Origin of the sequence: Streptomyces sp. NPDC000151 (assembly GCF_040301705.1) — a bacterium.
GTDB lineage: Bacteria > Actinomycetota > Actinomycetes > Streptomycetales > Streptomycetaceae > Streptomyces.
The window spans coordinates 84,989-111,284 of the sequence record NZ_JBEPFC010000001.1 but is presented as its reverse complement, the minus strand read 5'-3'; the positions used below and the strand labels follow the sequence as shown (position 1 = coordinate 111,284).

At 68.9% G+C, this 26,296-nt stretch carries 26 protein-coding genes and 4 pseudogenes; 20 read left to right on the top strand and 10 right to left on the bottom strand.

The features are described from left to right. Positions 1–36: 36 nt before the first annotated feature. On the bottom strand, positions 37–324 hold the full coding sequence (locus tag ABT381_RS00520) for a putative quinol monooxygenase (protein WP_351586001.1): 288 nt from the start codon (positions 322–324) through the stop codon (positions 37–39). Between the two features lie 131 nt (positions 325–455). Here ABT381_RS00520 and ABT381_RS00515 point away from each other — a divergent pair, with 131 nt between their 5' ends. Further along, a complete protein-coding gene (locus tag ABT381_RS00515; RefSeq protein WP_351585999.1) occupies positions 456–1,124 on the top strand; it encodes a TetR/AcrR family transcriptional regulator in 669 nt (222 codons plus the stop codon). A 253-nt stretch (positions 1,125–1,377) separates the two neighbouring features. Here the strand turns inward: ABT381_RS00515 and ABT381_RS00510 are convergent. Beyond that, positions 1,378–1,989: pseudogene (locus ABT381_RS00510) on the bottom strand (transposase family protein); the annotation flags it as partial. Positions 1,990–2,038: 49 nt separating this feature from the next. On the opposite strand from ABT381_RS00510, the pseudogene ABT381_RS00505 reads away from it, so the two are divergent. From ABT381_RS00505 to ABT381_RS00495, 3 genes and pseudogenes are all read left to right on the top strand, one after another. Next, positions 2,039–2,329: pseudogene (locus ABT381_RS00505) on the top strand (MBL fold metallo-hydrolase); the annotation flags it as partial. Next, a pseudogene (locus ABT381_RS00500) lies at positions 2,315–3,074 on the top strand (IS5 family transposase). The pseudogenes ABT381_RS00505 and ABT381_RS00500, both read left to right, overlap by 15 nt. Before the next feature lie 91 nt (positions 3,075–3,165). Further along, positions 3,166–3,555, top strand: coding sequence for a VOC family protein (locus ABT381_RS00495; protein ID WP_351585997.1), 390 nt, complete (start codon positions 3,166–3,168; stop codon positions 3,553–3,555). 234 nt (positions 3,556–3,789) lie between these two features. Here the strand turns inward: ABT381_RS00495 and ABT381_RS00490 are convergent, their stop codons facing one another. The 7 genes from ABT381_RS00490 to ABT381_RS00460 form a co-directional block, all read right to left on the bottom strand. Continuing rightward, the gene (locus ABT381_RS00490) at positions 3,790–3,927 is read right to left on the bottom strand and encodes a hypothetical protein (protein ID WP_351585995.1); all 138 of its coding nucleotides are present in this window, start codon (positions 3,925–3,927) and stop codon (positions 3,790–3,792) included. Positions 3,928–4,132: 205 nt separating this feature from the next. Beyond that, positions 4,133–4,924, bottom strand: coding sequence for an SDR family NAD(P)-dependent oxidoreductase (locus tag ABT381_RS00485; protein WP_351585993.1), 792 nt, complete (start codon positions 4,922–4,924; stop codon positions 4,133–4,135). 168 nt (positions 4,925–5,092) lie between these two features. Then, complete coding sequence (locus tag ABT381_RS00480) at positions 5,093–5,905, bottom strand: sugar phosphate isomerase/epimerase family protein (RefSeq protein WP_351585991.1); 813 nt, start codon at positions 5,903–5,905, stop codon at positions 5,093–5,095. A gap of 57 nt (positions 5,906–5,962) precedes the next feature. Next, positions 5,963–7,384 carry an MFS transporter gene (locus tag ABT381_RS00475; protein WP_351585989.1) on the bottom strand — a complete coding sequence of 474 codons (1,422 nt, stop codon included), beginning with the start codon at positions 7,382–7,384 and terminating at the stop codon, positions 5,963–5,965. 89 nt (positions 7,385–7,473) lie between these two features. Continuing rightward, on the bottom strand, positions 7,474–8,271 hold the full coding sequence (locus tag ABT381_RS00470) for an IclR family transcriptional regulator (protein ID WP_351585987.1): 798 nt from the start codon (positions 8,269–8,271) through the stop codon (positions 7,474–7,476). Positions 8,272–8,400: 129 nt separating this feature from the next. Then, positions 8,401–8,988: a P-loop nucleotide/nucleoside kinase family protein gene (locus ABT381_RS00465; protein WP_351585985.1), complete on the bottom strand. Its 588-nt coding sequence runs from the start codon at positions 8,986–8,988 to the stop codon at positions 8,401–8,403. Then, positions 8,985–9,632, bottom strand: a complete 648-nt coding sequence (locus ABT381_RS00460) for a bifunctional 4-hydroxy-2-oxoglutarate aldolase/2-dehydro-3-deoxy-phosphogluconate aldolase (protein WP_351585983.1) — start codon at positions 9,630–9,632, stop codon at positions 8,985–8,987. Before ABT381_RS00460 ends, ABT381_RS00465 begins: the two co-directional genes overlap by 4 nt. Positions 9,633–9,801: 169 nt before the next feature. Between ABT381_RS00460 and ABT381_RS00455 the strand changes: the two genes are divergently transcribed. From ABT381_RS00455 to ABT381_RS00425, 7 genes and pseudogenes are all read left to right on the top strand, one after another. Next, positions 9,802–10,791 (top strand): Gfo/Idh/MocA family protein, encoded by a 990-nt coding sequence (locus ABT381_RS00455; protein WP_351585981.1) that lies wholly within the window; start codon positions 9,802–9,804, stop codon positions 10,789–10,791. After that, positions 10,784–11,779 (top strand): LacI family DNA-binding transcriptional regulator, encoded by a 996-nt coding sequence (locus ABT381_RS00450; protein ID WP_351585979.1) that lies wholly within the window; start codon positions 10,784–10,786, stop codon positions 11,777–11,779. Before ABT381_RS00455 ends, ABT381_RS00450 begins: the two co-directional genes overlap by 8 nt. Next, positions 11,776–12,348 carry a VOC family protein gene (locus ABT381_RS00445; RefSeq protein WP_351585977.1) on the top strand — a complete coding sequence of 191 codons (573 nt, stop codon included), beginning with the start codon at positions 11,776–11,778 and terminating at the stop codon, positions 12,346–12,348. The genes ABT381_RS00450 and ABT381_RS00445 overlap by 4 nt, the downstream gene beginning before the upstream one ends. Further along, positions 12,345–13,265, top strand: a complete 921-nt coding sequence (locus ABT381_RS00440; protein WP_351585975.1) for a sugar phosphate isomerase/epimerase family protein — start codon at positions 12,345–12,347, stop codon at positions 13,263–13,265. Before ABT381_RS00445 ends, ABT381_RS00440 begins: the two co-directional genes overlap by 4 nt. After that, a complete protein-coding gene (locus tag ABT381_RS00435) occupies positions 13,262–14,242 on the top strand; it encodes a Gfo/Idh/MocA family protein (protein WP_351585973.1) in 981 nt (326 codons plus the stop codon). Before ABT381_RS00440 ends, ABT381_RS00435 begins: the two co-directional genes overlap by 4 nt. Then, positions 14,218–14,985, top strand: coding sequence for an SDR family NAD(P)-dependent oxidoreductase (locus tag ABT381_RS00430; protein ID WP_351585972.1), 768 nt, complete (start codon positions 14,218–14,220; stop codon positions 14,983–14,985). Before ABT381_RS00435 ends, ABT381_RS00430 begins: the two co-directional genes overlap by 25 nt. Before the next feature lie 181 nt (positions 14,986–15,166). Further along, positions 15,167–15,413, top strand: a pseudogene (locus ABT381_RS00425) (transposase); the annotation flags it as partial. Between the two features lie 231 nt (positions 15,414–15,644). Here ABT381_RS00425 and ABT381_RS00420 read toward each other — a convergent pair. Next, on the bottom strand, positions 15,645–16,523 hold the full coding sequence (locus ABT381_RS00420) for a LysR family transcriptional regulator (protein WP_351585971.1): 879 nt from the start codon (positions 16,521–16,523) through the stop codon (positions 15,645–15,647). A 559-nt stretch (positions 16,524–17,082) separates the two neighbouring features. Between ABT381_RS00420 and ABT381_RS00415 the strand changes: the two genes are divergently transcribed. The 9 genes from ABT381_RS00415 to ABT381_RS00375 all read left to right on the top strand — a co-directional run bounded on the left by ABT381_RS00415 (position 17,083) and on the right by ABT381_RS00375 (position 26,284). After that, positions 17,083–17,814 carry an alpha/beta hydrolase gene (locus tag ABT381_RS00415; RefSeq protein WP_351585969.1) on the top strand — a complete coding sequence of 244 codons (732 nt, stop codon included), beginning with the start codon at positions 17,083–17,085 and terminating at the stop codon, positions 17,812–17,814. Next, the gene (locus tag ABT381_RS00410) at positions 17,811–18,683 is read left to right on the top strand and encodes a sulfurtransferase (protein WP_351585967.1); all 873 of its coding nucleotides are present in this window, start codon (positions 17,811–17,813) and stop codon (positions 18,681–18,683) included. The genes ABT381_RS00415 and ABT381_RS00410 overlap by 4 nt, the downstream gene beginning before the upstream one ends. A 99-nt stretch (positions 18,684–18,782) precedes the next feature. Further along, complete coding sequence (locus tag ABT381_RS00405; RefSeq protein WP_351585965.1) at positions 18,783–19,685, top strand: ABC transporter permease; 903 nt, start codon at positions 18,783–18,785, stop codon at positions 19,683–19,685. A gap of 14 nt (positions 19,686–19,699) precedes the next feature. Next, complete coding sequence (locus ABT381_RS00400) at positions 19,700–20,536, top strand: ABC transporter ATP-binding protein (protein WP_351585963.1); 837 nt, start codon at positions 19,700–19,702, stop codon at positions 20,534–20,536. Continuing rightward, entirely contained in the window at positions 20,533–21,534 is a 1,002-nt protein-coding gene (locus ABT381_RS00395) for an ABC transporter substrate-binding protein (RefSeq protein ID WP_351585961.1), read from the top strand. Before ABT381_RS00400 ends, ABT381_RS00395 begins: the two co-directional genes overlap by 4 nt. A gap of 7 nt (positions 21,535–21,541) precedes the next feature. Then, positions 21,542–22,645, top strand: a complete 1,104-nt coding sequence (locus ABT381_RS00390; protein WP_351585959.1) for an LLM class flavin-dependent oxidoreductase — start codon at positions 21,542–21,544, stop codon at positions 22,643–22,645. After that, complete coding sequence (locus ABT381_RS00385) at positions 22,642–23,682, top strand: ABC transporter substrate-binding protein (RefSeq protein ID WP_351585957.1); 1,041 nt, start codon at positions 22,642–22,644, stop codon at positions 23,680–23,682. Before ABT381_RS00390 ends, ABT381_RS00385 begins: the two co-directional genes overlap by 4 nt. Beyond that, positions 23,679–24,893 (top strand): acyl-CoA dehydrogenase family protein, encoded by a 1,215-nt coding sequence (locus ABT381_RS00380; RefSeq protein ID WP_351585955.1) that lies wholly within the window; start codon positions 23,679–23,681, stop codon positions 24,891–24,893. The genes ABT381_RS00385 and ABT381_RS00380 overlap by 4 nt, the downstream gene beginning before the upstream one ends. Then, on the top strand, positions 24,890–26,284 hold the full coding sequence (locus tag ABT381_RS00375; RefSeq protein WP_351585953.1) for an FAD-binding oxidoreductase: 1,395 nt from the start codon (positions 24,890–24,892) through the stop codon (positions 26,282–26,284). The genes ABT381_RS00380 and ABT381_RS00375 overlap by 4 nt, the downstream gene beginning before the upstream one ends. The last annotated feature ends 12 nt before the right edge of the window (positions 26,285–26,296 follow it).

The window sequence follows — 26,296 nt, the reverse complement described above, 5'->3', positions numbered from 1 at the left end:
GCGGCTCCTTGCGAGGCGAGCTGGTCGGTGGGTGGATCAGCCGGTGACGGCGTGGCGGATCAGGGTGGGCTCACCGTCGGTCAGTCCGTGGACCCGGTGCAGAAAGGCAGCGGTGTGGGGGTGGGCCATGTGCGCGTCGAGGGCTGCGCTGCTCTGCCACAGCTCGGTGCACACGATCACGTCCGGATCCTCGAGGTCGGCGGCGAAGGTGTAGGCCAGGCACCCGGGGTCCGCGCGGGCGGCAGCGGCCATTTCCACGGCGGTGGCGACTATCCGGTCACGTGCGCCGACGGCGGCACGGGCACGGCTGAGAACGATCAGCATCGGCGCCCCCCCCCAGAAAGCGTAGTGTGCGATACGGTTTTGTTCGGGAGTCATTAGACCGGGACACGGGGGTCACGTGTCAACGGTCAGGCGGAAAGAAGTCCGCCAGGAGTGGAAGCGAGAATGCCTGCATGGCCACCACCGAACACCGCACCGAAGACCTGGAGATCCGCGAGCCACGCCAGGAACGCACCAGACAGGCCTGGGCCCGCGTTCTGGACGCCGGCGTCTCCCTCATCGAGGAGGGCGGCTACGAGGCATTCACCATCTCCGCCCTCTGCGAGAAGGCACAGGTGGCCCCCAGGGCCCTCTACGACCGCACCGCCAACAAGGACGCACTCTTCCTCGCCGTCTACGAGCACGGCATCTCCCGCCTCGCCGCCGACCAACAGGCCTTCACCGACATGGCCCGGTGGCGAGACCTCACCGCGGACGCCCTGATCAGGGGTGCGGTCGGTCAACTGACCGCCCTCTTCCGACGCCACGCAGCCTTCCTCAAGCCGGTGCTCCTGCTGTCCGGCGCCCACCCGGAAGTGCTGCGTCGCGGCCGACTTCATGTGCACGCCCTCGCCGGGGCCTTCACCGCATTGCTGCTCAGCGTCCGCGACGAGATCACACACCCTGAACCGGAAACGGCCATACGGCAGTGCTTCGCCACTGTCTTCTCCGCGTGTGTCGTACGCACCGCCCACGGCGCGGACTTCGCAACTGAAGCGGTGGATCACGACACCTTCACCGACTACCTTGCCCTGACGGCCAGCCGCAGCCTGCTGGGCGCCTTCCCGGCCACCGGGCACTGAGTGCGGGGCGGCCCGGCGCTCTGGCAGGGCTTCGTCAGGTCTTTCCGGTGGCTCTGATCAGGAGCATGTTGGTTGCGGCTCTGGTTATGGGTGGGGACGTTGCAGAGGCTCGGTTGTGGGCTGATGAACTGACGGTTGTGCATGAGCGGTTCGCGGGGCGGTTTGCCAGGTCGGAGCCGCGGGAGTCGGCCTTGGCTTACGAGTTGGTGCGTGATTGCGGGCGGGACGTGCCGGGTCGCGCGGTCGCTGGGTCTCAGACGGTGACGCCGCGGTCGGAGACGAGGCCGGCGATGGCGCGGTAGGTGTCGGGCAGGCAGTCGCGGCGGTGGGTCCAGCGGATGAGTTGCTTCCAGCGTTTGTGGTCGGCCAGTGCATGTTCGACGCTGATGCGGTCACTGGAGTGGTCGTGCCGGTCACGTTCCCATTGTTCGACTCTGCCCGGCAGCGCTCCGGGCCGTGGCTGTCTGGGCGGGGTGACAGCCTGGCCGGGGTGATCGCGGCTCAGGCCCAAATATGCGTCGTCGAGGAGAACTTCGACCAGTCCGAAGTGGTGAATGCAGCCGGTGATGCCCACCGTGCGAGCCGCGGTCGCATCGTGCATCCGCCCCGGCCTCAGGGCGTCCGTCCACAGGGTGCGGCCGTCGTGGTCGGCGATGACGGTGGCCTTCATGGTGTTCTGCGTCTTCTTGCCCGACACGAACGCCCGACGGCCTCCACGGCTCGCGACCGGGCGGCGGACCTGGATCTCGGTGGCGACCAGCCTCAGCTCGACGCCCTCGGCCTGCGCGTAGGTAAACACGTCCTCCAGTGTCCGAAGCCGCAGGCCAGGCCGGTCGGGAACGGCAAAGCCACGCTCGGCCAGCAGTCGGCCACCTCGCACCTACCGTCCGATACACCGAAAGGAGCTGGCCGACATGGCCACATCCGCCCCGCTGTCCTACGAAGTCTTCGTCTCCCCGGGCGCCCCTCGCGCAGGCGACCAGCGCATGCCCAACGGCAACCCCATCGTGTCGTCCCCGATCACGTCCACGCTGATCTACGGCGACAAGGACGCCGTGCTGGTCGACCCGCCCTTCACTCACGACCGGATCCGGCAGGTCGGCGACTGGGTGGAGCGGTCCGGCAAGCGGCTCGCGGCCATCTACGCCACGCATGGCCACGGCGACCACTGGTTCGGCACGGCGCAGCTCATCGAACGCTTCCCCGGTCGCCGTCGCTTATGCGACCGAGGGCACCATCCGCATGATGCACCAGCAGGCCACCATCGGCTGGCCGCGATCACCTTTCTGGTGACCTCGGGCTGCACCTGGCGGCAGCTTCCTCCGGTGTTCGGTCCGGCCTGGCCGACCGTCCACCGGCGGTTCGCCCAATGGAGCCGGGGCCGTGTCCGGGCAAAGTTCCACCGCGTGGTCCTGGATGAACTCGGCGCCCGCGGCGAGCTGGACTGGTCGCGGTGTGCGCTCGACTCCGTCAGCGTGCGGGCGGCAAAAGGGGGCCTCTGACCGGACCGAATCCGACCGACCGCGGCGAGTCCGGATCGAAAATCCACCTGCTCACCGACCGCAACGGGGTGCCCCTGTCGCTGGGCATCTCCGCCGCCAACACCCACGACAGCCTGGGCTGCAGCCGCTCGTGCGGGGCATCCCTCCCCTCCGCTCCCGCCGCGGGCCCCGTCTCCGACGGCCGGCCAAGCTCCACGCCGACAAGGGTTACGACTACGACCACCTGCGGAAATGGCTCCGCGAGCGTGGCATCCGCCACCGCATCGCCCGCAAGGGCATCGAATCCTCCGAGCGCCTGGGCCGACACCGCTGGGTAGTCGAGCGCACCGTCTCCTGGCTGGCCGGATGCCGTCGCTTGCACCGCCGCTACGAACGTAAGGCCGAGCACTTCCTTGCCTTCGTCGGTATGGCCGCAGCCCTCATCAACTACCGTCGGCTTGCTGCGTAGACGACAGGGCTAGAATCTACGGTGGCATCGCGTGTCGGTCACCGGCTGGGTGAGACATGGAGGTGTCGGGACATGCCTTCGGAGGCATTCCTTGTCAGTCGAGTTGAACCACACGATCGTCCATGCCCGGGACAACCGGGAGTCCGCAGAATTCTTTGCGAACCTGCTCAGCCTCAAGATTACCGCCGAGTGGGGCCCGTTCATCGCGGTTGACCTGAGCAACGGCGTCACTCTGGACTTCGCCACGGTTCCCGCGCACAGCATCACCCCCCAGCACTATGCCTTCTTGGTCTCCGAGGAGGTGTTCGACGCAGCGTACGCGCAGATCAGCCAGCGCGGCATCGAGCACTACGCCGACCCCCACCGGAAGCAGCCCGGCGCGATCAACCACAACGACGGTGGCCACGGCATGTACTTCATGGACCCGGCGGGCCACGCCATGGAACTCATCACCGTGCCGTACGGCGGCTGGACTTCGTAACCACACGCATCGAGGGCCGCATCCCAGCGCGGGATGCGGCCCTCGACCGCTGCTTGTGTCCCATGCGATTCACGGCCGACGCCTGGCCGACATGCCTCGCCGCCCGGCGGGCACCATCAGCACCAAAGGAAACGACGTCTTAAGACCGCAGTGCCCCTCAGCACATCCGGTGGTTTCCTGTCCCTCCGGCTTCCGGCACAGGAGAGGCCGTTGGCTAAGACCATGTCCTATTGATCAGAAACTCATGGGGTTCTCGTTCAGGACGTAGCGGACGTGTGGGCCGCCGAAGTAGCCGCGGACGATGTGCGGTTGGCGTTGGCGTTGGCGTCTGCGGAAGAAGAAGAAGAAGAAGAAGAAGAAGAACGCCGCCACATCCTCACGGTCCCGCCCCGCCATCAACGCGGCCACCGCCCGCAACCGCAAGGCCTCCTGCGCCGACGGCGAAACAGATGCCGCGCATCTCCCCCACCAGATCGCTCGCACACCACCAATGACCCAGAACCCAAACTGTTTCGGACCAGAGAGTGGGCGGCGGAGCCGCTCACGATCGGCCTCGGTGGCCAGAGGAAGAACCCCGTCAGGACTTGGAGCTGGGCCGACCGGGAATGTGGCTGAGGATGGACTTGGAGAAACCCCCATCGACGCAGACATCTTGGCCGGTGACATATCCTGCCAGCGGGCTGACAAGAAACTCGATCACGTTCGCGATATCCATCGGGTCGCCAATTTTCGACAACGGGATGATTTCTTCCCTTGCCTTCTTGACTTCGGGGTCGAGGTACATTTGTTCAGTCATCTGCGTGCGAGTCATGCCCGGGGATACCACGTTCACGCGGATTCCGTCAGGTGCCCATTCCAGCGCGAGTGTCTGAGCCAACATCGTGAGCGCAGCCTTGGTCGGACTGTATGCACCTGATCCGGCATGTGGGAGCTGGCCGGACATTGAAGAGGTGAAACAGGCGGACCCGCGGCTATCCTTCAGGTGCGCGTGACTTGCTTTGGCAAGTAGCCACGCCCCGCGGAGGTTGACGGAGAACATGTCGTTCCAGTCCTCCAGGGAGAGATCCTTGAGCGCGCCAGGGCTGGCGATTCCGGCATTTGCCACCAGCGCATCCAAGCCGCCGAACTCGTCAACCACAGCGGTTATCAGCTGACCGGGCACGTCGGGATCACCCAGGTCTCCTGTCAATGCAATGGCCTTTCCGCCCATCGACTGGATCGACCGGACGACCTCGTCTTGTCGCGCGTTCGCAGTAAGGCCGGATACCGCGATCATCGGCTTCTCGCCGCGGGCAAGCGCTGCCTCTGCGAGCCTCAGGCTTGCAGCCGCGCCGATGCCGCTGCTTCCACCACTGACCAGAACCCTCATTGCACACTCTCCTTGTATATTTCCAGCGGGCATACTCAGCAGGCCACGCAAGTGGTGACAGCTGCATCTGGCGCGTTTCGAAGCACTTCGACTCGCACCGATGATTGAGAACTGTCACCGTACTGTTCGATGACCCTCGGAGTCATTCTGAATCCCGGGGAGCTGAAATTACTCTCCGAGATTCCAGCCCTCTTCACTGAGATCAACCATCGCCTTCGCGAATACTTCCAGGGTGTTCTCTTCGCGAATGATTTCGAGCACGACGTTGTCCACCCCGATGGTTTCTTGGACTGCTTTACCCAGGCCGTTCCAATCGATCACCCCAGTGCCGATGGGGTCGTGGCCCCACGTTTCCGTACCTGTGTCGGATATGTGCATGAGTGCAATCGACCTGTGGTGTGAGCGCAGACCCGATACGGGGTCCTCCCCGATATAAGCAGCGTTCGCGACGTCGTACACGATTTTTAGTGCGTCATCGTTGACCGTGCCGACGATATCTGCCAGCTCCCCAATCGTGGGAGCAAAGCAGTAGGGAGTGTTCTCGAAGAGGAGTCGTTTTCCCGCCCGCTTGGCCAGCGGGATCAGCTCTTCCAGGCTTTCGTACATCCACCCGTGGACGTTCTCGAGCGAGGGCGAGATCATAGGACGCCGTGTGCCGGGTGAGATGACAACTTCCGGGACATCCCAAGCCACCGCAAGATCGATCACCGACGTGATGTGCTCGATGCTCTTCCGGCGCATGCTGGCAGCAGGACTGGCCAGATTGATGTCGTATCCGCCGGCGTTCAGCGATCGGATCTTGGCGCCGTTCTCGTTGAGCGTCGCCAGGATTTCCGAACGCTCGGTGCTGGAGATCTCTTCCGGCCAGCAATGTGGGGAGCTGATGGGAACCTCGAAGGTGTTGTACCCATTCTGGGTCAACTCGGATATCGCATCGATCGCCGTTGCAGACCAAAGGTACGAAAAAGTGTTGATGATCATATGAATTTCCGTTCCATCTTTGAGGTGCCCCCATCGCGCGCTCGGGAGCAGGGGCGGCTACGACCGGGGCTCCATGTGCTGTTCAGGGGCTGAACTGGCAGCAGTGGACGAGTCCTCGCTCATGACGACGGCGATGGTGTCGGTCGCGGAAACGATCTCCCGCGGGGCACGGCTGCCGGTCTCCGGGAGCGTGAAGTAGACGATGAGGCACAGGGCGACGATGACGATCATGTAGATCGCCAGGTACATGGGCCGTCCGGCGCCGACGAACGCGGACGCGATGAGGGGTGCGGTGCCGCCGAAGAGGGCGATGACGATCTGATGGGCGAATCCGATTCCGGAGACGCGGACCGAGGCGGGGAACAGCTCAGCCTGGATGGTGGGGTAGACGCCTTGCCAGATTCCGAGGACTACCCATCCGGAGGCGGCGACGATGACGTAGACACCGAAACCGGGCGCCTGCAGGAGGAGAAGGAGCGGATAGAACAGGACGATCATTCCGATGGCGCCGATGATGGGGAAGATCTTCCGGCGACCGAGACGGTCGGAGAGGTAGCCGCCGGCGGGGACGACGACAACCAGCAGCGCCAGGCCGATCACGCTGCCGGCAAGGGTGGAGGACAGGTCTCGGCCCGAGGTGAGGTTGGCGTAGGTGGGCAGGAACGTCGCCCAGGTGTAGTAGGCCACGGCGGGAGCGGACAGGGCAGCCGTCTGCAGGATCGCCTTGGGGTGCTCGCGGAGCAGCTGGAGGAGCTTCGCGGGTGCGGACTTCTGCTCGACGAGCGTGCTGGCTTCGAACTCCGGAGACTCGTCCGAGCGGGCGCGGAGGATGAGTCCAGCGACGCCGATCACACCACCGATGATGAAAGGGATCCGCCATCCGTAGGACGCCAGGGTGTCGGCGGCGAAAACAGAGGTGACGGTGGCTGCGGCGCCCGTTGCGGCGAGGGTTGCCAGCCCGCTGGCCATGTTGGTGAAGGAGCCGAAAAGTCCGCGCCGGTTGGCTGGAGCGTGTTCCACCATGAACGCGATGGCGCTCTGCCCCTCGGTGCCGGCGGAGATGCCCTGGAGGATGCGGGCGACGACGAACAGGATCGGCGCGAAGTAGCCGATGGTCGCGTACGGGGGTGTAAACCCGATGATCAACGCGCCGAGAGCCATCCCCGAGACCGCGAGAGACAGGACGCGTCGGCGCCCGTACCGGTCGGCAAGCGGGGAGAGGATGATGCCGCTCAGAGGCCGCACGATGAACCCGATGGCGTAAGTGAGGAACGCGGCGATAAGGGACGCGAACTGGGAGCCCGAGGGGAAGATCTGCGCGGAGAAGACAGCGGCGAGAAGACCGTATACATACCAGTCGTACCACTCGACAAAGTGCCCGACGGTCCCGGCGAGCAGGTTACGGGCCTGTCTCTTACGCGGGACAGGGTCTGTGCTGTCGGGGGCGGATGTACTGGGCGCGCGACGTGAGGCCGTCATTGAATTCTCCTTTGAATTTGGGCGCGAGTGAGCATCCCAACGCCCGGGCCGAGGGTCGCTGAACCTGTTGAAAAGGGGTGTCTGCCTGTCTAGGCGGAGAGTTCCTCGTCTGCGACGAGGTAGGTGTAGCTCGGCCAGCTCCGGGAGAGGTCAGCCGCGGCCGCGAGCAGGGGCGGCGACAGCTCGGCCATGCGCGCTCGGGTCATCCGCACGGAGGGGCCCGCGATGCTGATCGTCCCGGTGGCCTCCCGGCCCGGTCCGGCTCCGTGGATGGCGGCCGCCACGGCACTGATACCGAGATCCATCTCCTCAATCGTCGTGGCGTACCCGCGGTGACGAACCTCGTCGAGCTCGACCTGGAGAGCGGACCGATCGAGGGGGGATCTGGGGGTGACGTCGAGACGGCTCTCGTGCGCCAGCACGGTCGCGACTCGGTCCGGAGAAAGAGTGGCGAGCCACGCCTTCCCGGATGCAGTGGCGTGGGGGACCGCGTCCTGGCCCATGACGGGGTCGATGCGGAGGGACGAGTTCGCCCCCTGGGCCTTGGCGATCCACTTCAAGGAGTCGTTGCTGACTACTGCCAGGCGAACGAGCTCTTCACACTCCGCCGCGAGCGAGTCCAGGCTTCGCTGAGCCCACGTTCCCACTCCTGACGAGGACAGCTGGCGGAGCCCCAGGGCGCCGAGGCTGTGAGTGGCGAAGTAGCTGGAGGTGCGGGGGTCTTGATTCACATAGCCCGCATCGACCAGGGCGGCGAGGAGGCGATGAGCGATGGCCTTGTTGACGCCCAGGCGCTCGGCGATCTCCGTGACGCGTCGGCCTTCGGGATGCGGCGCCAGCAGTTCGAGCACACGCATCGCATTTGTGACGTCACCGGCCAGTGCCATGTCTTCGTCTCCTCGCCATCGTGGAGTAACAGCGTTACCTGTAACGCCGTTACGAAAAGTCACACGCGTCCGCCCTCGCTGTCAAGACCCAGCGGTCACCCTGGTCGTCGAACCCCGGGAACGCAGCGGTCAGTTGTGCTGAACCAGCTCGCGCAGGCGCGTGAACGCCGACTCGTCGTCGTTCACGACGATGTCGTGCTCGCCGGTGTTCCAGCGGCACTCGAGAGCACCGAATCGCTCCCAGTAGACGTCCCATCCGGCGAGCTTGACCCGGTCCCGCTCGCTGCCGCGCTCGATCAACCGTTGCCGCACGACCTCGGGCGAGGTGCGCACGTGGATCACCCGGATGCGAGCGGCGGGCCAGCCTGCATTCTCGGTCGAGCGACGCAGGAAGTCGGGGTCTCCGAGGTACGCCACGAACGGTGCATCGAGGACGACGGAGTGGCCGAGTTCCAGATTCCGGCCGGCGGTCGCGAAGAGCGTCTCGTACTCGGCCGGCATGACCTTCCGCAGGTACAGCTCGTTCGATTCCCGATCGGAGGGATCCTGCCCGAACGCCTCGAGAGCCACTCGCACCAGGGGCCCGGCGAGCGTGTCCTTGTCGAGATACGCCGCGCCCGTGAGGGAGCTGAGGTGTCTCGACAGGGTCGACTTACCCGACCCCGCCCCGCCGAGCGTGATGTAGGCGACGGGCAGGGCCTGGACGTCGGGTGTCACTGCTTCACTCGCTCGATCGCGGCCACGAACTCCTTCGCCGCTGCGGTGACCTTGCCCATGTCGCCGTCGGGGCGGCCGGCCTTGGTGATGGCGCTGCCCACTCCGACCGCCGCGACGCCTGCGGCGAACCAGTCGCCGACGTTGGCGGTGGTGACGCCACCCGCCGGCAGGATCGGGATGTGCGCGAGCGGCGCCAGGACCGCCTTGGCGTAAGGGATGCCGCCGGCTTCGGTGGGGAAGAGCTTGACGATGTCCGCGCCGGCCTCGGCCGTATCGAGGATCTCGGTCGGCGTGTACGCACCACTGATGGTGGCGATCTGGTAGCGGTTGGCGACGCGGATCATCTCAGGGTTGAGGTTCGGGCTGACGAGGAACTGCGCGCCGGCCTGAATGCTCGACCAGGCGGCGTACCCGTCGAGGACGGTGCCCGCGCCGAAGACCACGTCTTCACCGGCGAAGCGCTCGGTCAGGCGCTCGATCACGGTGAGGGCGCCGGGGATCGACAGGGTGATCTCGAGGGCGCGGATGCCGCCGGCGACGGCTGCCGAGGCCACCTCGAACGCCTCCTCGGCGGTGTCGAGGCGGACGATGAGGACGTTGCCGGAATCGCGGATCGTCTCTATGACGTGGAGTTTCTGGAACATGGCCCTGATGGATACACCACTTTCACGCGCTTCGCGAGCCGCGTCCAGGAGGCGTTGACGGATCGCGGCGAGGTGTTGCACCCTGTTCTGCAATCGATCTCAGCAATCGTTCTCATTCGCGAGCGACTGATGCGCCGGGATCCTCATCGAAGCGAAGGAGTCCACGGCGGTGGATCATTCCTCTTCGGCCCCTCGGCCCTCGGCCGTGGTGCTGGGTGCGTCCCACTGGCACGCGCCGCTGTACCGTGCCGGGCTGGCTCGACACTTCCGCGTGACGGCGGTGCAGGACCCCGACCCCGCGGTCTCTCGGACATTCGCCGAGCCCTTGGGCGCACCTGTCGCGGCGAGCGTCGACGAGGCTCTGGACCAGGACGGCATCGAGGTGGCGTTCGTGTTCTGCCCGCACCACGAGATGCTCGCGGTCGGCCGAGAACTCATCGAGCGCGGCATCCCGTTCGTGATCGAGAAGCCCGCCGGTGCGAGCCTCGACGACCTTCGGACGATCGAAGAGGAGGCGCGCTCGGCCGCCGTGCCGGCGACCGTGCCGCTCGTCCAGCGCGGCGCCCCGATCGACACGTGGCTGCGACAGGCCGGCGACATTGTCTACGAACGGATGGCGTTCGTCGCCGGTCCGCCCTCGCGGTATCGGAGCAATGGCAACCCGTGGATGCTCGAACCCGCCCTCTCGGGCGGCGGCAGCCTGATGAACCTCGGCCCGCACTTCGTCGATCTGGCGATCCGTCACCTCGGACATCCCGTCGACGTCGTCCGGAAGCTCTCCACCACGCTGCACGGCGAGGCGGTCGACGACCACGCCACGATGATCCTGACCACCGCCACCGGCCGCGAGGCAATCGTCGAGGTCGGCTACGCGTTCCCCAACTCGCCGCTGAAGCGGTACTGCAGCTTCACCGCGGCCGGGACCAACGGGTTCGCCACCGTCGACACCAACGGCGACGCGACATTCACCGACCAATCCGGCGTCACCAAGAGCGCCGTCCTCGAGGTCGACAGCGACCCGCTGTACGACGTGTTCGTCACCGGCGTCGCCGACACGCTCACGACCGGGTTCGCGGGCCTGCCGACGCTCGCCGAGCTTCTGACCACTATGGAGCTCATCTGGTCGCCGCACCTGGAGAGGACGGCGCGTCGTGGCTGAAGTAAGCATCGACGACGTCGCCGAAGCGGCCGGCGTCCACCGCTCGACCGTGTCGCGTGCGTTCTCGAAGCCGGATGCCGTGCGCGCGGCGACCCGGGAACACGTGCTGCGTGTCGCAGCCGAGCTCGGGTACTCGATGAACCCCCTCGCGCAGGCTCTCCGCCGCGGCTCGAGCAACCTCGTCCCGCTGATCGTTCCGGACCTGACCAACCCGTTCTTCGCCGAGCTGGCGCGCACGACCGCCGCCGCCGCCGAAGCACGCGGCTACCAGCTGATGCTCTGCATCACCGACGGCGACACCGGGCAGACCGCCGACTACGTGAGCGCGATGCAGTCCATGTACTCCCCCTTCGGCATCGTCGCCCCCTCAACCCGGGTCAACCTCGAGGCGCTCCGCCGGTACGCGTTTCCGAACCGGGTCGTCGTCATCGACCGGGTCGAAGACGACCCGGCCGTGCCCACCGTCACTGTCGACAGCGCCCGGGGCATCGACCTGGCCTTCGACCACCTCCTTGGTCTCGGCCACACGAACATCGCCTACGCCCCGGGGATCGTCGGCACGTACACCGCCCAGGATCGCTGGGACGCCTACCACCACGCCGCCGAGCGTCACGCCATCCCGCCCGTCGTCCTGGAGGCGGCGCCCGGCGCCGAACCGGGGCCGGGGCTCGTGGACCACTGGATGCGGGAACCGGTCCGCCCGACGGCCGTGATCGCCTCCAACGACCTCATCGCATTCGCCATGATCTCCGAGCTCGGCTCGCGCGGACTGACCGTGCCCGCCGACCTGTCGGTGATCGGCTTCGACGGCCTCGACCTCGGCGCCCAGTTCAACCCCCGGCTGACCAGTGTCCGACAACCAATCACCGACCTCGGACGGATCGCCATCGAACTCGGTGAGGCCCTCATCGCCGGCGGCCCGCCCGACCACGTCGTGCTCGAACCATCGCTTCTCATCCGCTCCTCCACCCAGGAACTGCGCTCATGAATCCGAACCCCGGTCGCCTTCCCGGTCTGCAATACGTGGACCACGTGGCCTTCACCGTCCCCGACCTCGACGACGCCACCCGCCTGTTCACCGTCCTGCTCGGCGCCGAGGAGCTCTATCGCTCCACCCGCGGACCCGATGCCGCGGTCATGCCGGAGCACTTCGGCGTGCCCGCGGACGCGCACCTGGAGCTGCGCATGCTCCGGCTGCCGCCGAATCTGAACGTGGAGTTGTTCCAGTGGTGGAGCGAGGACCGCTCCCCCAAGTTCCCGCGGGCCAGCGATGCGGGCGGGCACCATCTCTGCTTCGTCGTCGACGACGTGGACGACGTCGTCGCCGCGGTCGCCGACCTCCGGGGCATCGAGATCCTCGGTGCGCGCAAGGAGGTCGGCGGCGACAGCCCCGCTGTCGCCGGGAACCGGTGGGTGTACGCCCGCACCTCTTGGGGGCTCATCCTCGAGTTCGTCGACCGCTCGCGGGTCGTCGATCCTCCGCGTCTCGTCGGCCCCCACGACTGGCACACCCACTCGACCCCGAAGACCTCGAAGACCTCGGAGACACCCTCGTGAAGATCGCCGGCCATACCCTCGGCACCCCCGACCACACCGTTCCCGAAGCGCTTAAACTCTTCGCCCGAGCGGGCCTGGATGCCGCCGAGGTGATCTACCAGGACGACTACACGAGCGGTCTGCCCATCGGCGGTGCCGCGGCAGCGGCGGAAGCGGCACGCGTCGCCGACGGCGAAGGCATCCCGGTCATCGGGCTCACCCCGTACACGACCGCCATCAACGCGACCGACGAGCGCATACGCGGAGCAGCCGTCGACGAACTGCGGTCGGCCATCGACATCGCCCACGCCGTCGGCGCGAACCGCATCCGCGTCTATTCCGGCGCGTGGCAGCCGGACCGGCAGGACCACGCCGCGCACTGGACGCAGCTCGTCCGCTCGCTCCAGGAGCTCTCCGGACCTGCGGCGGACGCAGGCGTCGTGCTCTGCGCCGAGAACCACTTCGGCACCATGACGCAGACCGCGCGTGACACCGCCAAGCTCATCCGCGCGGTCGACTCGCCCGCCGTCCGCGTCCTCTACGACCAGGCGAACCTCACCTTCACCCACGACGAGGATTTCGACGACGCCTTCGCCGTCCAGGGCGATCTCATCGGCCACGTGCACGTCAAGGACCTTGTCTTCAAGGACCCGAACGCCCCGTTCGTCGCGTCCGAGACGGCGCGCGTGCACGCCGAGGAACGCGCCGTCATGTCGCGCGTCGTCGGCGACGGCATCCTCGCCTGGTCGTCCATCCTGCGACGCCTTCGCGAGGTCGGCTACGACGACGTGCTCTCGCTCGAATACGAGTACCGGTGGCATCCGCAGGATCTCGAAGCCCCCGAGATCGGATTCCGACGCGGCGCCGAGCACCTCCGTACGCTGCTGCGACAGCTCGATGTCGAGGCGGCCGGCCAGAAGGCCGAGGTCCGCTCGTGACCGCACTCCGCGTCGGCGTGGTGGGCGCCGGCAACATCGCCAGCATCGCGCAACTGCCCACCCTTGTACAGCGCGACGACATCGAACTGCGCGCCCTGGTCTCGCGGCGCGAGGACCCGAGCCCGTTGCAGCGTCGGTGGGGGTTCGCGAACGTGTACCGCACGGTCGACGCGATGCTCGACGCCGAAGAACTCGACGCCGTCTTCGTGCTCACTCCCCGTTCCAAGCACGTCGCGGCCGTCGAGAGCGCCCTGCGCGCCGGCATCGACGTGTTCTGCGAGAAGCCCCTCGCCACCTCGACCTCCGACGCGGTCCGCCTCGCGGAGCTCGCCGACAAGCACGGCCGCATCCTGATGGTCGGCCTGAACCGGCGGTTCGCGCCCGTGTACGTCGCCGCGCGGAAAGCGTTCGGTGCGGCCGGAGCGTCGTTCTGCGTCGCGCAGAAGAACCGCGCCGGCTCCGAGTACCGGGCCACGTTCGAGAACGCGATCCACATGGTGGACCTCCTCCGCTGGTTCTGCGGCGGAGACGTCGTCGAGGTCACCAGCGCGGCCGCCGGAACCGACCCCTGGGAGGAGGACGGCACGGCCGCCCTCATCCGGTTCTCGACCGGGAACACGGGCCTGCTGGTCGCGGCCCGAACCGCCGGCGCGTGGGGTGAGAAGCTCGACGCGTACGGGCAGCTGCGCTCGGCGGAGGTCGTCGCCCCCGACACCGTCGCGGTGACGGCGGACGGCGTCCGCACCGTCCGGTCGATGAGCCCGGAGGCGTTCGGCTGGGCGACCGCGACCGAGACCTTCGGCTTCGCCGACGCGGTCCGCCACTTCCTCGACCGCGTTCAGGACCGGCAGCAGCCGCTGACCTCCGGATGGGAAGCGGTCAAGACCCAGCAGCTACTCGACAAGATCCTCGCGGCGGCAGGCCTGCCCACCGAGGAACAGGAGGGACGCACGTGGTCCAGCAAAGCAGTGCAGTAGCGCCGCAGCCCCAGGTCGCCCTGGTCACCGGCTCCAGCGGCGGCATCGGCGCGGCCGCCGTCGACGCGCTGCAGGCGCGCGGGGACATCGTCGTCGGGGCCGACCTCGCACCGCTCGACGGCCAGGACATCGCCGGCTTCGCCGAGCTCGACGTCACCGACGAGCAGCAGACCTCCGAAGTGGTACGCCGGACCGTCGCCGAGCACGGCCGCATCGACGTCCTCGTCCACGCCGCGGGGGTGCTGGGCGGCACCCCCGATCCGCTGGCGACCACGACCGAGGAGTTCGAGCGCACCATGCGCATCAACGCCACGGGCACGTTCACCATCACGCGCGAGGTCGCGAACCTCATGCGGGACACCGGCACGAAGGGCACCATTCTGCTGCTGTCGTCGGTCGCGGCCAAGGAAGCGCGGATCGACTACCTGCCGTACAACGCCAGCAAGATCGCCGTGCTGCACATCATGTGGTCGATGGCGAAGATCCTCGGACCGGACGGGATCTCGGTCAACGCCGTCAATCCCGGACCAGTGAACACGCCGATGTGGTCACAGCTCGCCGACCAGTCCGGCTCCGCGCAGGCAGCACGAGACGCTCGCGCCGCGCAGCTCCCCATGCGCCGCTTCGCCGAACCGACCGAGGTCGCCAACGCGATCGGCTTCCTCACGGACCGGGCCAACCGGTACATCACCGGCGTCTCTCTCGACGTCGCCGGTGGAGCGCATCTCGGTATGGGGTCCTGATCCGAAACGGTTTGGGTTCTGGGTCGTGGGTGGTGTGTGAGCGATCTGGTGGGGGACGCGCGGCATCCGTCGCCGTCGACGCAGGAGGCCTTGCGGTTGCGGGCGGTGGCCGCGTTGGTGGTCTGAACGAGAACCCCATGAGTTTCTGATCAATATGTGGTGATCGCTCGTTGAGCTTGCCATGGGGCGGGATGCGTGGAGTTGGATTGTTCCGGATGGTTTGTGGGAGATGGCCCGGCCGCTGATTCCGGAGGATCGGCTGCGGCCGCAGGGTGGTGGTACTGCGAACACGCCTGATGAGACGCTGTTCGCCGCCATCATCTACGTGCTGGTGAGTGGGTTCGCGTGGCGGGCCCTGCCACAGTGTTTCGGCGTCTCGAAGTCCACCGCCCACCGCCCACCGCCACTTCCTCATCTGGTCTCGAGCGGCCCCTCGACGAGTGCCGAGCGGCCGGAGATGAGCAGTCGAGGAGACAAATCGTCAGAGCACCGGGCGGCGTGCATCTGATTCCCACTGGCCCGCGCCATCCGTCCGCGTCGATTCTTTTCCCGCACCCCGGCAATCGCCAACCGTGGGTCAAGAGCCGGTCATGGCAGGGGCGGAGCGCCTGGCCTCTGCCGCGATGACGCCTTCGTAGCGGCGCCATGCGCCCGTTGCGTCATGCCGCGCGGTCGGTCTCGCGGGAGGCGAGGAGGGCGCGCACGGCCTCGATGGCGGTGCCGATCAGGGAGGGGTCGGCGCCGCGCCGGGGGCGCGCGCTGAGCGGCACCGGAGAGACGGCGGGGAGGTCGTCGCGCGGGACGAGCCCTTCGGGGGGCTGGCCGCCGGGAACCGCAAGCAGGGCGACGCCGAGCCCGGCGCGGGCGGCGTCCAGGACGCCCGCGAGATAGCCGGCCTCCGCGACGACGGTGGCCGGGATGTCATGGGCGGCCAGCGCCGTGAGGGCACGGCGGCGGATGACGCACGGCTCGTTGATGGCGACCAATGGCAGCGAGGTGGCGGCGGACGCCGTCCAGCCGGGGGCCGCGTACCAGCGCAACGGGAGGGCACCGACAGGGGTGCCCGCGGCGGCGGTTGCCTCGGTGACGTAGACGGCGAGGTCGGCTTCGGCACGCTCGACCGCGTCCGTCAGGCGTACCGAGCGGTCGATCCGTACCCGGACCTCGGCACCCGGACGCACCGCCCGCACCGCCTCGGTGAGCACCGGGAGGATCTGGTCGGCGCCGTGCTCGGTGGCACCGATGACGACGGTCGCGGCCGCGGGCCCGTCTTCGCCGAGCAGCCGGCGGACGGCCCCGTCGTGCGCACCAAGGATCAGCCGGGCTTCTTCGAGGAGCTGGGTGCCGTGGGCGGTGAACCGGGTTCTGCGTCCGTCGCGTTCGACGACAGGAGCTCCGAGGGTCTTCTCCAGCCGTCGGACGTGCTGGCTGACCGCGGACTGGCTGAGCGCAAGCGCACCGGCCGCGCGGTGGAAGCCACCGTAGTCGGCTACGGCGACGAGGCTGCGCAGCGCCACGATGTCCAGGGTCGGTCGCATGGGCCGAGGCTAGCATTAATTGATTATGAATCGTGATCGATTTTGATGGCGAATCGTCGTTGGACGTACGGTTCCCGCCTCCGGCATGCTGAGCGCATGCTGCATACAGCCATCGCGCCGGCCTGCGAGCCGCGCCTCCACCACGCCGGAACCGGGCCGTCGGCCGCCGGTGCCGTGGTGTGCTGTGGCGCAGGCACCTGGCTGACGCAGCGGCGCGTGGTCGACTTCGGCCGCGTGTGCGCGATGCGCTGTCGCTGACCTTTTCTTTCTCTTCGCCCGGCGGGAACGCAGGGCGAAGGAGACCTTTTCGCCCTCACTGCGTCCGCTCCCAACGCCGGGCGGCTCCGGGTCGTTACGTCGCTGTGTCGGTACTTCGCTGTGTCGGTACCTCGCTGTGTCGGCACTTCGTTGCATCGCCAGGTCTGCGGCGATCTCTGTATCCCGCTCTGTATCCCGTCACTCCGCACATCGGCTCCCCCGGCCGCAGGGCCTTCGCCTTCGCCTTCGCCTCCGCCTTTCGACCTTTCGACCTTTCGACCTTTCGACGAATCGAGTCACCATGAGCTCTCCTCAGCCTGTCCACTCCTGGGACGAACCAGAGGGAATCGCGCCGCGCGGAACTCTCGTCCTGCTCCCCGGCCGTGGTGAACACGGCGGTGTGTACGAGCGGTTCGGCCGCCGAATCGCTGCCGACGGCTATCGCGTACGGGCCCTGGGGGACGCCACCCTCGACCCGGCTGCGGTCACCGACGAGGCCGCCAAACTGCTGCGCGACGAGACACTGCCCGGGCCGCGGGTGCTGGTCGGCTCGGACACCGGGTCGTCGTACGCCGCGCAGCTCGCCGCGCGGGCCGCCCCCGGTCTGGACGCGCTGGTCCTCGCGGGGCTGCCCGCCGGCCCGCACTCCGTTGCGACGGGCCCGGACTGGGAAAGCGAACTCGCGCAGCGCACCGCGTGCCCCACGCATCGGGGCCGGCTCTCCGCCGACCCCACGTTCCGGCGCCGCGCCCTGGCGGACGCGCCGCCGCCGGAGCTGCCCGCGTCGGCCCGGGTCGCACTGCCGGTGCTCGGGCTGCACGGCGCGGACGACACGGTCAGCCCCCTCGAGGAGGCCCGCCATGCCTACCGACCGTTCCCCCGCGCGGAGTTGGTGAGCCTGGCCGGTACACGACACGACGTCCTCAACGATGCTACCCACCGTACGGTCGCTGCCACCGTCGTGCTCTTCCTCGAGCGCCTGCGGCTCTCTCCCGAGCTGCCGTCGATCGCCGCCACGGAGGACCTCGGATGACCGCCCCGACGCCCTGGTCCACCGCTCCCGTCCTCATCACCGCGGCCGAGCTCTACGCTCGGTTGCACACCAACGACCCGGCGCCCGTGATCCTCGACGTACGGTGGCAGCTCGGTGATCCGGACGGCCACGGGCACTACCTCAAGGAGCACATCCCGCGCGCTCTTTATGTCGACCTGGACACCGAACTCGCCGCTCCGCCCACGCCTGACGCAGGCCGCCATCCGTTGCCGGACGTCGCCGCCCTGCAGGCGGCGGCTCGCCGCTGGGGACTCACCGCGGGCCGCCCGGTGGTCGTGTACGACGACAACGGCAACACGGCCGCTGCCCGCGCCTGGTGGCTGCTGCGCTGGGCAGGGATCGAGCAGGTCACACTGCTCGACGGAGCGCTGGGTGCCTGGCGTGCGGCAGGGCTGCGCACGGAGACCGGCCAGGCTGTCCCTCCGGAGCCGGGCGACATCGTGCTCACACCGGGGCACCTGCCGGTGTTGGACGCCGAAGCGGCCGCCAGGATGGCCCGTACCGGTGTGCTGCTGGATGCCCGGGCCGCCGAGCGGTACCGGGGCGAGAGCGAGCCCGTCGACCCGCGTGCCGGGCACATCCCCGGCGCCCGCTCCGCACCGACCGGCGACAACCTCACCGCTGACGGTGCTTTCCGCCCCTCGGAAGAGCTCACGCTGCGTTTCGCCGCACTCGGCGCGGACGACGCCACCGAGGTCGGGGTCTACTGCGGCTCCGGTGTCACAGCGGCCCATCAGATCGCGGCCCTCGCCCACGCCGGCATCCCGGCCGCCCTCTACCCCGGCTCCTGGTCCGCCTGGTCCGCCGACCCCGCACGACCTGTTGCGGAAGGACCACAACCGGGCTGAGCCGCACCGGCGGGACACCTCGTACAGGCCCCCATCCCACTTCGCTCATCCCACTTCGCTCATCCCACTCACACTCCTCCCCCGACCGAGAGGCTCTCCATGTCCTCCCCGCCCACCGCCGTTTCCGGCAGCTCCCCGCCGGCACCCGCCTCCGCGCCGCTACCGGCCGCCGCAGCGAACCGGACCGCTCCGGTCACCAAGCCGGCCGCTCCCAAGGAGAAGCGCCCCGCCCGGCGTGTGCCGCGTGGTGTGCGACGGGTTGCCGGCCCCGTCGGGCTGGTGGCGCTCTGGTTCCTCGCGAGCACCACGGGTCTGCTCCCCGAATCCGTGCTGGCCTCTCCGATCGATGTCGTCCAGCGCGCGCTCGACCTCACCGGTACCGGCGAGCTGCCGCACGCCATCGCCGCTTCGGGCCGACGCGCGGCGACCGGATTCCTCATCGGTGCGGTGGTGGCACTCGCGCTGTCGCTGGCAGCCGGGCTGTTCCGGCTGGGCGAGGACGTCATCGATGCGTCGATGGGCATGTTCCGGGCGATCCCCTGGGTGGGGCTCATTCCGCTGTTCATCGTCTGGTTCGGCATCGACGAGACCCCGAAGATCGCGCTGGTGGCGCTCGGTGTCACGTACCCGTTGTACTTCAACATCTACGGCGGCATCCGGTCCGCGGACGCCCAACTGATCGAGGCCGGCCGGATGCTGGGGCTCGGCCGCATCGGCCTGATCCGTTACGTGATCCTGCCGTCCGCACTGCCCGGCGCGCTGGTGGGGCTGCGGTACGCGCTGTCCACCGCATGGCTGGCCCTGGTCTTCGCCGAGCAGATCAACGCGGACGCCGGCATCGGCTATCTGATGAGCAACGCCCAGCAGTACTTCCAGACCGACGTCATCGTCCTGTGCCTCGCCGTATACGCGGTGTTGGGGCTGCTGTGCGACTTCGCCGTACGGCTGCTGTCCCGGCGGCTGCTGGCCTGGCGGGCGTCGTTCGAGGGCGAAGGAGAGTGACCACAGTGCCCACGGTGAGCAGCAGGAACAGTGAGAGCAGCAAGAACAACAGGGAGAGCGACAAGAACAGCGTCCTGGTCCACGGTCTCAGCCGCGCCTTCGGTGGGACGACCGTCATCGACAGCCTCGATCTCACCATCCGGCAGGGTGAATTCGTCGCTCTGCTCGGCCAGAGCGGGTGCGGAAAGTCGACGCTGCTGAAGATCCTCGCCGGTCTCGACGGCGAGGCCGACGGTGACGTGAGCGTGCCGGAGCGCCGGTCGGCGGCCTTCCAGACGCCGCGGCTGATGCCGTGGCTGCGGGTGTGGCGGAACGTCGTGCTCGGTCTGCCCGGCACACCGGACCGGGCGCTCGCCGGGCGCTACCTCGCCGAGGTCGGCATCGAGGACCACGCCGGCACCTGGCCCAAGACACTCTCCGGCGGTCAGGCCCAGCGCGTCTCGTTGGCCCGGGCGCTCGTCCGTGAGCCCGAACTGCTGCTGCTGGATGAGCCGTTCGGTGCGCTGGACGCACTGACCCGAGGCAAGGCCCAGCGACTGGTGGCCGACCTGTGGCAGCGGCACGGCTGCTCGGTGCTGTTGGTCACGCACGACGTGGAGGAAGCACTGCTGCTGGCCGACCGGGTGCTGGTGATGGACAGCGGACGGATCGCGTACGAGGCGGAAGTCGGCCTGGAGCGGCCGCGCGACCTTGGGTCACCCGAGTTCGTGCGGCTGCGGGGCGAGCTGCTGGACCGGCTGGGCGTCCGCGACGCCGCCGCACGTCACGGAGGTCCGGAGGGACAGCAACGCCAGCAACGCCAGGAACATCAGGAACATCAGGAACATCAGGAAGAGGCAACGACCGTATGAGCCGTACGACCAGCCGTACGACCCCGCGCGCGGTGCGAATGCTGGGTGCCGCGCTGTCGGTCACCGCGCTGCTCGCCACCACCGCCTGCGGCAGTACCGAGGCGGCGTCCAGTACGGGCACGTCGCAGGTGACACTCACCCTCGGCGACCAGGCCAGGAACCTGCAGACCCTCTTCACCGCCTCCGGAGCGTTGAAGGGTACGTCGTACAAGGTGAGGTGGGCGGAGTTCGAAGGCGCCGCGCCGCTCTTCCAGGCCGTGCAGGCAGGCGCGGCGGACACCTCGTACGCGGCCGACCTCCCCACGCTGCAGGCACTCTCCGGCAGGGTGCCGGTCAAGGCCGTGGGCGCGCTGCACAACGACGGCTCGCATACCGGGATCGTGGTCCGCAAGGGCTCGCAGGTGCGGAGCGTCAAGGACCTCAAGGGGAAGAAGGTCGTGGTCTCCTCGGCCAAGGGCTCCATCGCCGAGTACCTGCTCGCGCACGTGCTGGAGCAGGCGGGGCTGCGCTACTCCGACGTCAAGGTCCAGTACCTGCTGCCTACCGACGCCCAGGCCGCTTTCGCCTCCGGGAAGATCGACTCCTGGGCCACCTTCGGCGTCTACAAGGCAGCGGCCGAGCAGCAGGGCGGCCGTCTCCTCGTCAACGGCACCGACGGACGCATCAGCGGCTACGGCTTCCTCGGCGCCTCCGAGAAGGCGCTGGCCGACAAGGGCAAGAAGGCCGCGATCTCGGATTTCCTGCGCCGTCTGGACAAGGCACTGGCCTGGTCCCGGAAGCACCCCGGTGAGTACGCGAAGGCCATCCGGCAGCAGAACGGCGCCTCCGCGGAGATCGCCAGGACGCTGGTGAGCCAGTCCAACAGCGATCTGCTGCCGGTGAGCGACCGGGTGACCCGGGACGTGCAGCAGGTCGGCGACACCATGCACCGCATCGGTGTCCTCACCCCGAATCCGCAGCTCGCCGACCACGTCGACCCCAGCCTCTTCAAGGAGTGACCCCGCCATGCCCGTCGAGTTCATCAGCGCCGTCCACCCCAACCCCGCCACCGAGGGCGACCCCACGGCGGGATCGGGTATCGACCCCGATTACGCCCGCCGCTACGCCCGTGCCCTGGACGACGGCGGCTTCGACTACACCCTCGTCACGTACCACTCGGCCGCTCCCGACGCGCTGCAGCTGGCGCAGTTCGTCGCGAACCACACCGAGCGCATCAAGCCGGTACTGGCACACCGCCCCGGCGTGATCTTCCCGACCCACGCGGCCCGGGCCCTGGCCACGCTGGACCGGATCAGCAAGGGCCGGCTGGCGGTGCACATCATTTCCGGCGGCAACGACGAGGAGCAGCGCCGCGAGGGCGACTACCTGGGCAAGAGCGAGCGTTACGCACGCTCGGACGAGTACATACAGATCCTGCGCAAGGTGTGGACGGCGGACGGGCCGCTTTCCCACGAGGGCCCGTACTACCGCTTCGAGGGCTTCCGTTCGGACGTGAAGCCATACCAGGACACCATCCCCATCTCGGTGGGCGGCTCCTCGGAGGACGCCTACCGGGTGGGCGGGCAGCAGGGCGACATCTTCGGGCTGTGGGGCGAGCCGCTGAAGGAGACCGCGGAGCAGATCGCCTCCGTCAACGCCCATGCGGACGCCGCCGGGCGGCCGCGGCCCCGCATCTGGGTCTCCTTCCGCCCGATCATCGCCCCCACCGACGAGCTGGCCTGGGAGAAGGCGCACCGCATCCTGGGCACGGTCAAGGCCCGGCATGCGGAGCGCGCCGCGCAGCGGCACTATCCGGCGGTCGGCCAGGGCACCCCGGCCAACATCGGCTCGCAGCGGCTGCTGGCCGCCGCCGAGCGCGGCGAGGTGCACGACCGCTGCCTGTGGACCGCGCCCGCAGCGGCCACCAATGCCGCCGGCGCCTCGACCGCACTGGTCGGCTCCCCGGAGACAGTTGCCAAGGCGCTGCTGGACTACGTCGACATCGGCTGCGAACTGCTCTCCATCCGCGGCTACGACCCGCTCAACGACGCGATCGACTACGCCCGTCATGTCCTGCCGCTGGTCCGCCAGGAACTGGCACACCGCGCTGCCACGGGAGCGGCCGCGTGAGGATACTCGGAGTCCGGGCGGCCGGACGCGCACTCTCCCTCGCCGCCGCGGCCGTCCTGCTGACGGGCACACTCACCGGATGCGGCGGGCCGGCCGGCGCGGAAGGGACCGGGGGCAGTGGGGACAGCCTGTCGTCGGTCACTCTGCGGGTGGGCGCGACCGGCTGGAAGCGGGAAGAGGCGCTGCTGAAGTTCGCCGGGCTGGACGACACGCCGTACCAGGTGCGCTGGAGCCTCTTCCAGGGTGGCGACAAGCAACTGGAGGCGGTACGGGCCGGGGCGCTGGACGTGGCGGAGTCCAGCGAGATCCCGCCGGTCTTCGCCGCCGCCGACGGAAGACCCAACTTCAAGGTGGTCGCCGTACAGCGGGGCAACACCCTCAACCAGGAGGTCGTGGCCCCCAAGGGCTCGAAGATCACAACGATCGCGCAGCTCAAGGGGAAGAAGGTCGGGTACGTCAAGAACACCACCGCCCACTACTTCCTCTACCGGCTGCTGAAGCAGGCCGGGCTCCAGTGGGACGACATCACCGCCGCCCCGCTGGAGCCCGACAAGGGGATGGCCGCGCTCAACGGCGGAGCCGTCGACGCCTTCGCCGGATACGGCAACTCGGTCATCGCCGCCCATCAGCAGGGCGCCCGCACCATCGGCTCGGCCAGGGACATCCTCTCCGGCAACTTTCTGTGGACCGCCTCCGACGGCACTCTCGGCAGCGCGGCCGCGCGCCGGGCGCTGGCCGATCTGCTCGCCCGCATCGACCGCGCGTACGGATACGTCCGCGACGGCCACGAGAAGGAATTCGCGAAGGTCACCGCCGCCGCGACCCATCAGCCGGTGGACGAGGCGCTGGCGGAGTTCAGCTCCGCCGAGGCGCAGCGCCGGACCGAGATGCGGCCGGTGAACGCCCGGGCCACCGCCTCCCAGCAGGAGGTCGCCGACTCCTTCCACGACCTGGGCGCGCTGCGGCGGGCACCGAAGGTGAACGGCTTCTGGAGCAACGCCCTGAACGCCCCGCTGCGAAAGGCCCTCTCCTCATGACCGCATCCGCTCCTCCCGCCCTGCTCCCCGTCCCCGACCTCACGGCCCTCGCGCCCGTCACCGAGCGGCTCGCCGCCACCGCCGCCGAGTACGACCGCAGCGGCGCCTTCCCCGCCGAGGGCATCCGCGCCGCGCACGAGGCGGGACTGCTCACCGCCACTGTCGGCGAACGGTACGGCGGTCCAGGGCTCGGCGTCGCCGCCACCGCCCGCATCCTGCACGCACTCGGCGCGGGCGACCCCTCGGTCGCGTTGATCACCGCGATGAGCCTCACCATCCACCACCGCCAGGCGGTACGCCCGCACTGGCCGGAGGCGCTCTACGCACGGCTGCTGGCCGACGCGGCACACCGCCCCGTACTGCTCAACCACATCCGGGGGGAGCCCGAACTGGGCTCCCCCGCGCGCGGCGGGCTGCCCGCGACAGTGGCCCGGCGCACCGCCGGCGGCTGGTGCCTCACCGGCCGCAAACGCTTCGCCACCGGTGTGGACGGGCTGGACTGGCTACTGGTGTGGGCCACCACTGACGAGCCCACGCCGCGCGTCGGTACGTTCGCCGTATCCGGTGCGTCCCCGGGCATCGAGGTCACCCACCGCTGGGACCATCTGGGGCTGCGTGCGAGTGGCAGCCACGACATCACACTGCACGGGGTCGAGATCCCGGCCGGGAACGTGGTCGAGATCGCCCCGCACGGCACGGCCGCGGAGCAGGACAACCGCGCGGGCGCCGCCCTCCACCTCCCGCTCGCCGCCCTCTACCTGGGCGTGGCCCGTGCAGCGCAGCAGTACTTCCACCGCTTCGCGCACGAGCGAGTGCCCGCCAACCTCGGCCACCCGGTGGCCCGTACGGAACGCTTCCGGCGCACGGCGGGTGAGATCGCACTGCGCCTCGATGCGGCCGAACAACTGGTGTTCGGCGGCGCCGAGCGAGTGGACGCGGCCGATGGCACCTACACACCCGAACAGGCCCTGGGAGCCCGCGTCCTGGCCGACCGGCACGCCACCGAGGCGGTGCAGCTCGCCGTACGCCTCCTCGGCAATCCGGGCCTGACCCGCGACAACCCTCTTGAGCGCCACTTCCGCGACATCCAGTGCGCCCCAGTGCACGCCCCGCAGGCGGACACCGCCCTGCTCACCATCGGCGAGCGGGCACTGGAGACACGGAGTGCCCGGCACGAAAAGACAGCCCGGCCCGGAAAGGCAGCAGCATGACTCTCCCCCTGGCGTCGCGCCCCCGTAACGCCGAAGCGCTGCTGACCGCACTGCGCAGCGAACTGCCCGACGACGTCCTCACCATCGGCCCCGAGGCCACCGCCCCGTACGCCGCCGACCGTTCCGGCAGCCATGCCGAGGGCGCGCCCCTGGCCGTCGTGCACGCCGCGCACGCCGACCACGTACGGACAACGTTGCGGCACGCCGACGCCCTGCGGGTACCGGTGGTGCCGCGCGGGGCGGGGACCGGCCTGTCGGGCGGTGCGAACGCGGGAACGGGCAGCGTCGTCATCGACCTGTCAGGTATGAACCGCATCCTGGAACTGAACCCCCAGGACCAGCTCGCCGTCGTCGAACCGGGCGTGATCACCGCCGATCTGGACCACGCCGCAGGCGAGTTCGGCCTTCGATACGCACCCGATCCGGCGAGCGCGGCGCTGTCCACCGTGGGCGGGAACATCGCGACCAACGCGGGTGGGCTGCGCTGCGCGAAGTACGGCGTCACCCGGGACGCGGTGCTGGGGCTCGATGTGGTGCTCGCGGACGGGACGCCGGTACGGACCGGCCGACGCACCGTCAAGGGCGTCACCGGTTACGACCTGACGGCGCTGCTCACGGGCTCCGAGGGCACCCTGGGCGTGATCACCGCCGCGACCGTACGACTGCGGCCGGTGCCCGAGACGACCGTCACCGTCGCCGCCTCCTTCGACACCTTCGCCGAGGGGGCCGAGGCCGTCTCCGCGCTCATCGCCGCCCGGGTCGAACCCGCCATGGCGGAGCTGCTGGACGGGCCGGTGCTGGCCGCCGTGGACGAGGCGCAGGGCACGGACCTGCGGTCGCGCGGCGACGCGCTGCTGCTCCTGCAGTGCGACGGCCGGGCCGCGGCGGCCGAGGCGGAGCTGGCGGTACCACTGCTGCGCGACCGGGCGGCCACCGTCGAGATCACCGACGACCCGGCGGAGGCCGACCGGCTGCTCGCCGCACGCCGGCTCGCCCTGCCCTCCCTGGAGCGGCTGGGACGCGTACTGATCGAGGACATCGCCGTGCCCAGGGCCCGACTCGCCGAAGCGGTAGGGGAAATCACGGCCGCCGGCGATCGGCACGGCGTACGCATCTTCACCTTCGCGCACGCCGCCGACGGCAATCTCCATCCCATCCTCGTCGTGGACCCGGACCTCCCGGAGATCCCCGCCCCGGCCTGGCGCGCGGCGGGTGACATCTTCACCACGGCGCTCCGCCTCGGCGGCACACTCACCGGCGAGCACGGCGTGGGCACCCTGAAGCGGCAGTGGCTGGGCGCCGAACTCGGCCCGGCACAGCACGCACTGCAACGCCGTCTCAAGGCAGCCTTCGACCCGCACGACACCCTCAACCCGGGAAAGGCACTGTGAGGCGGCTGTCGG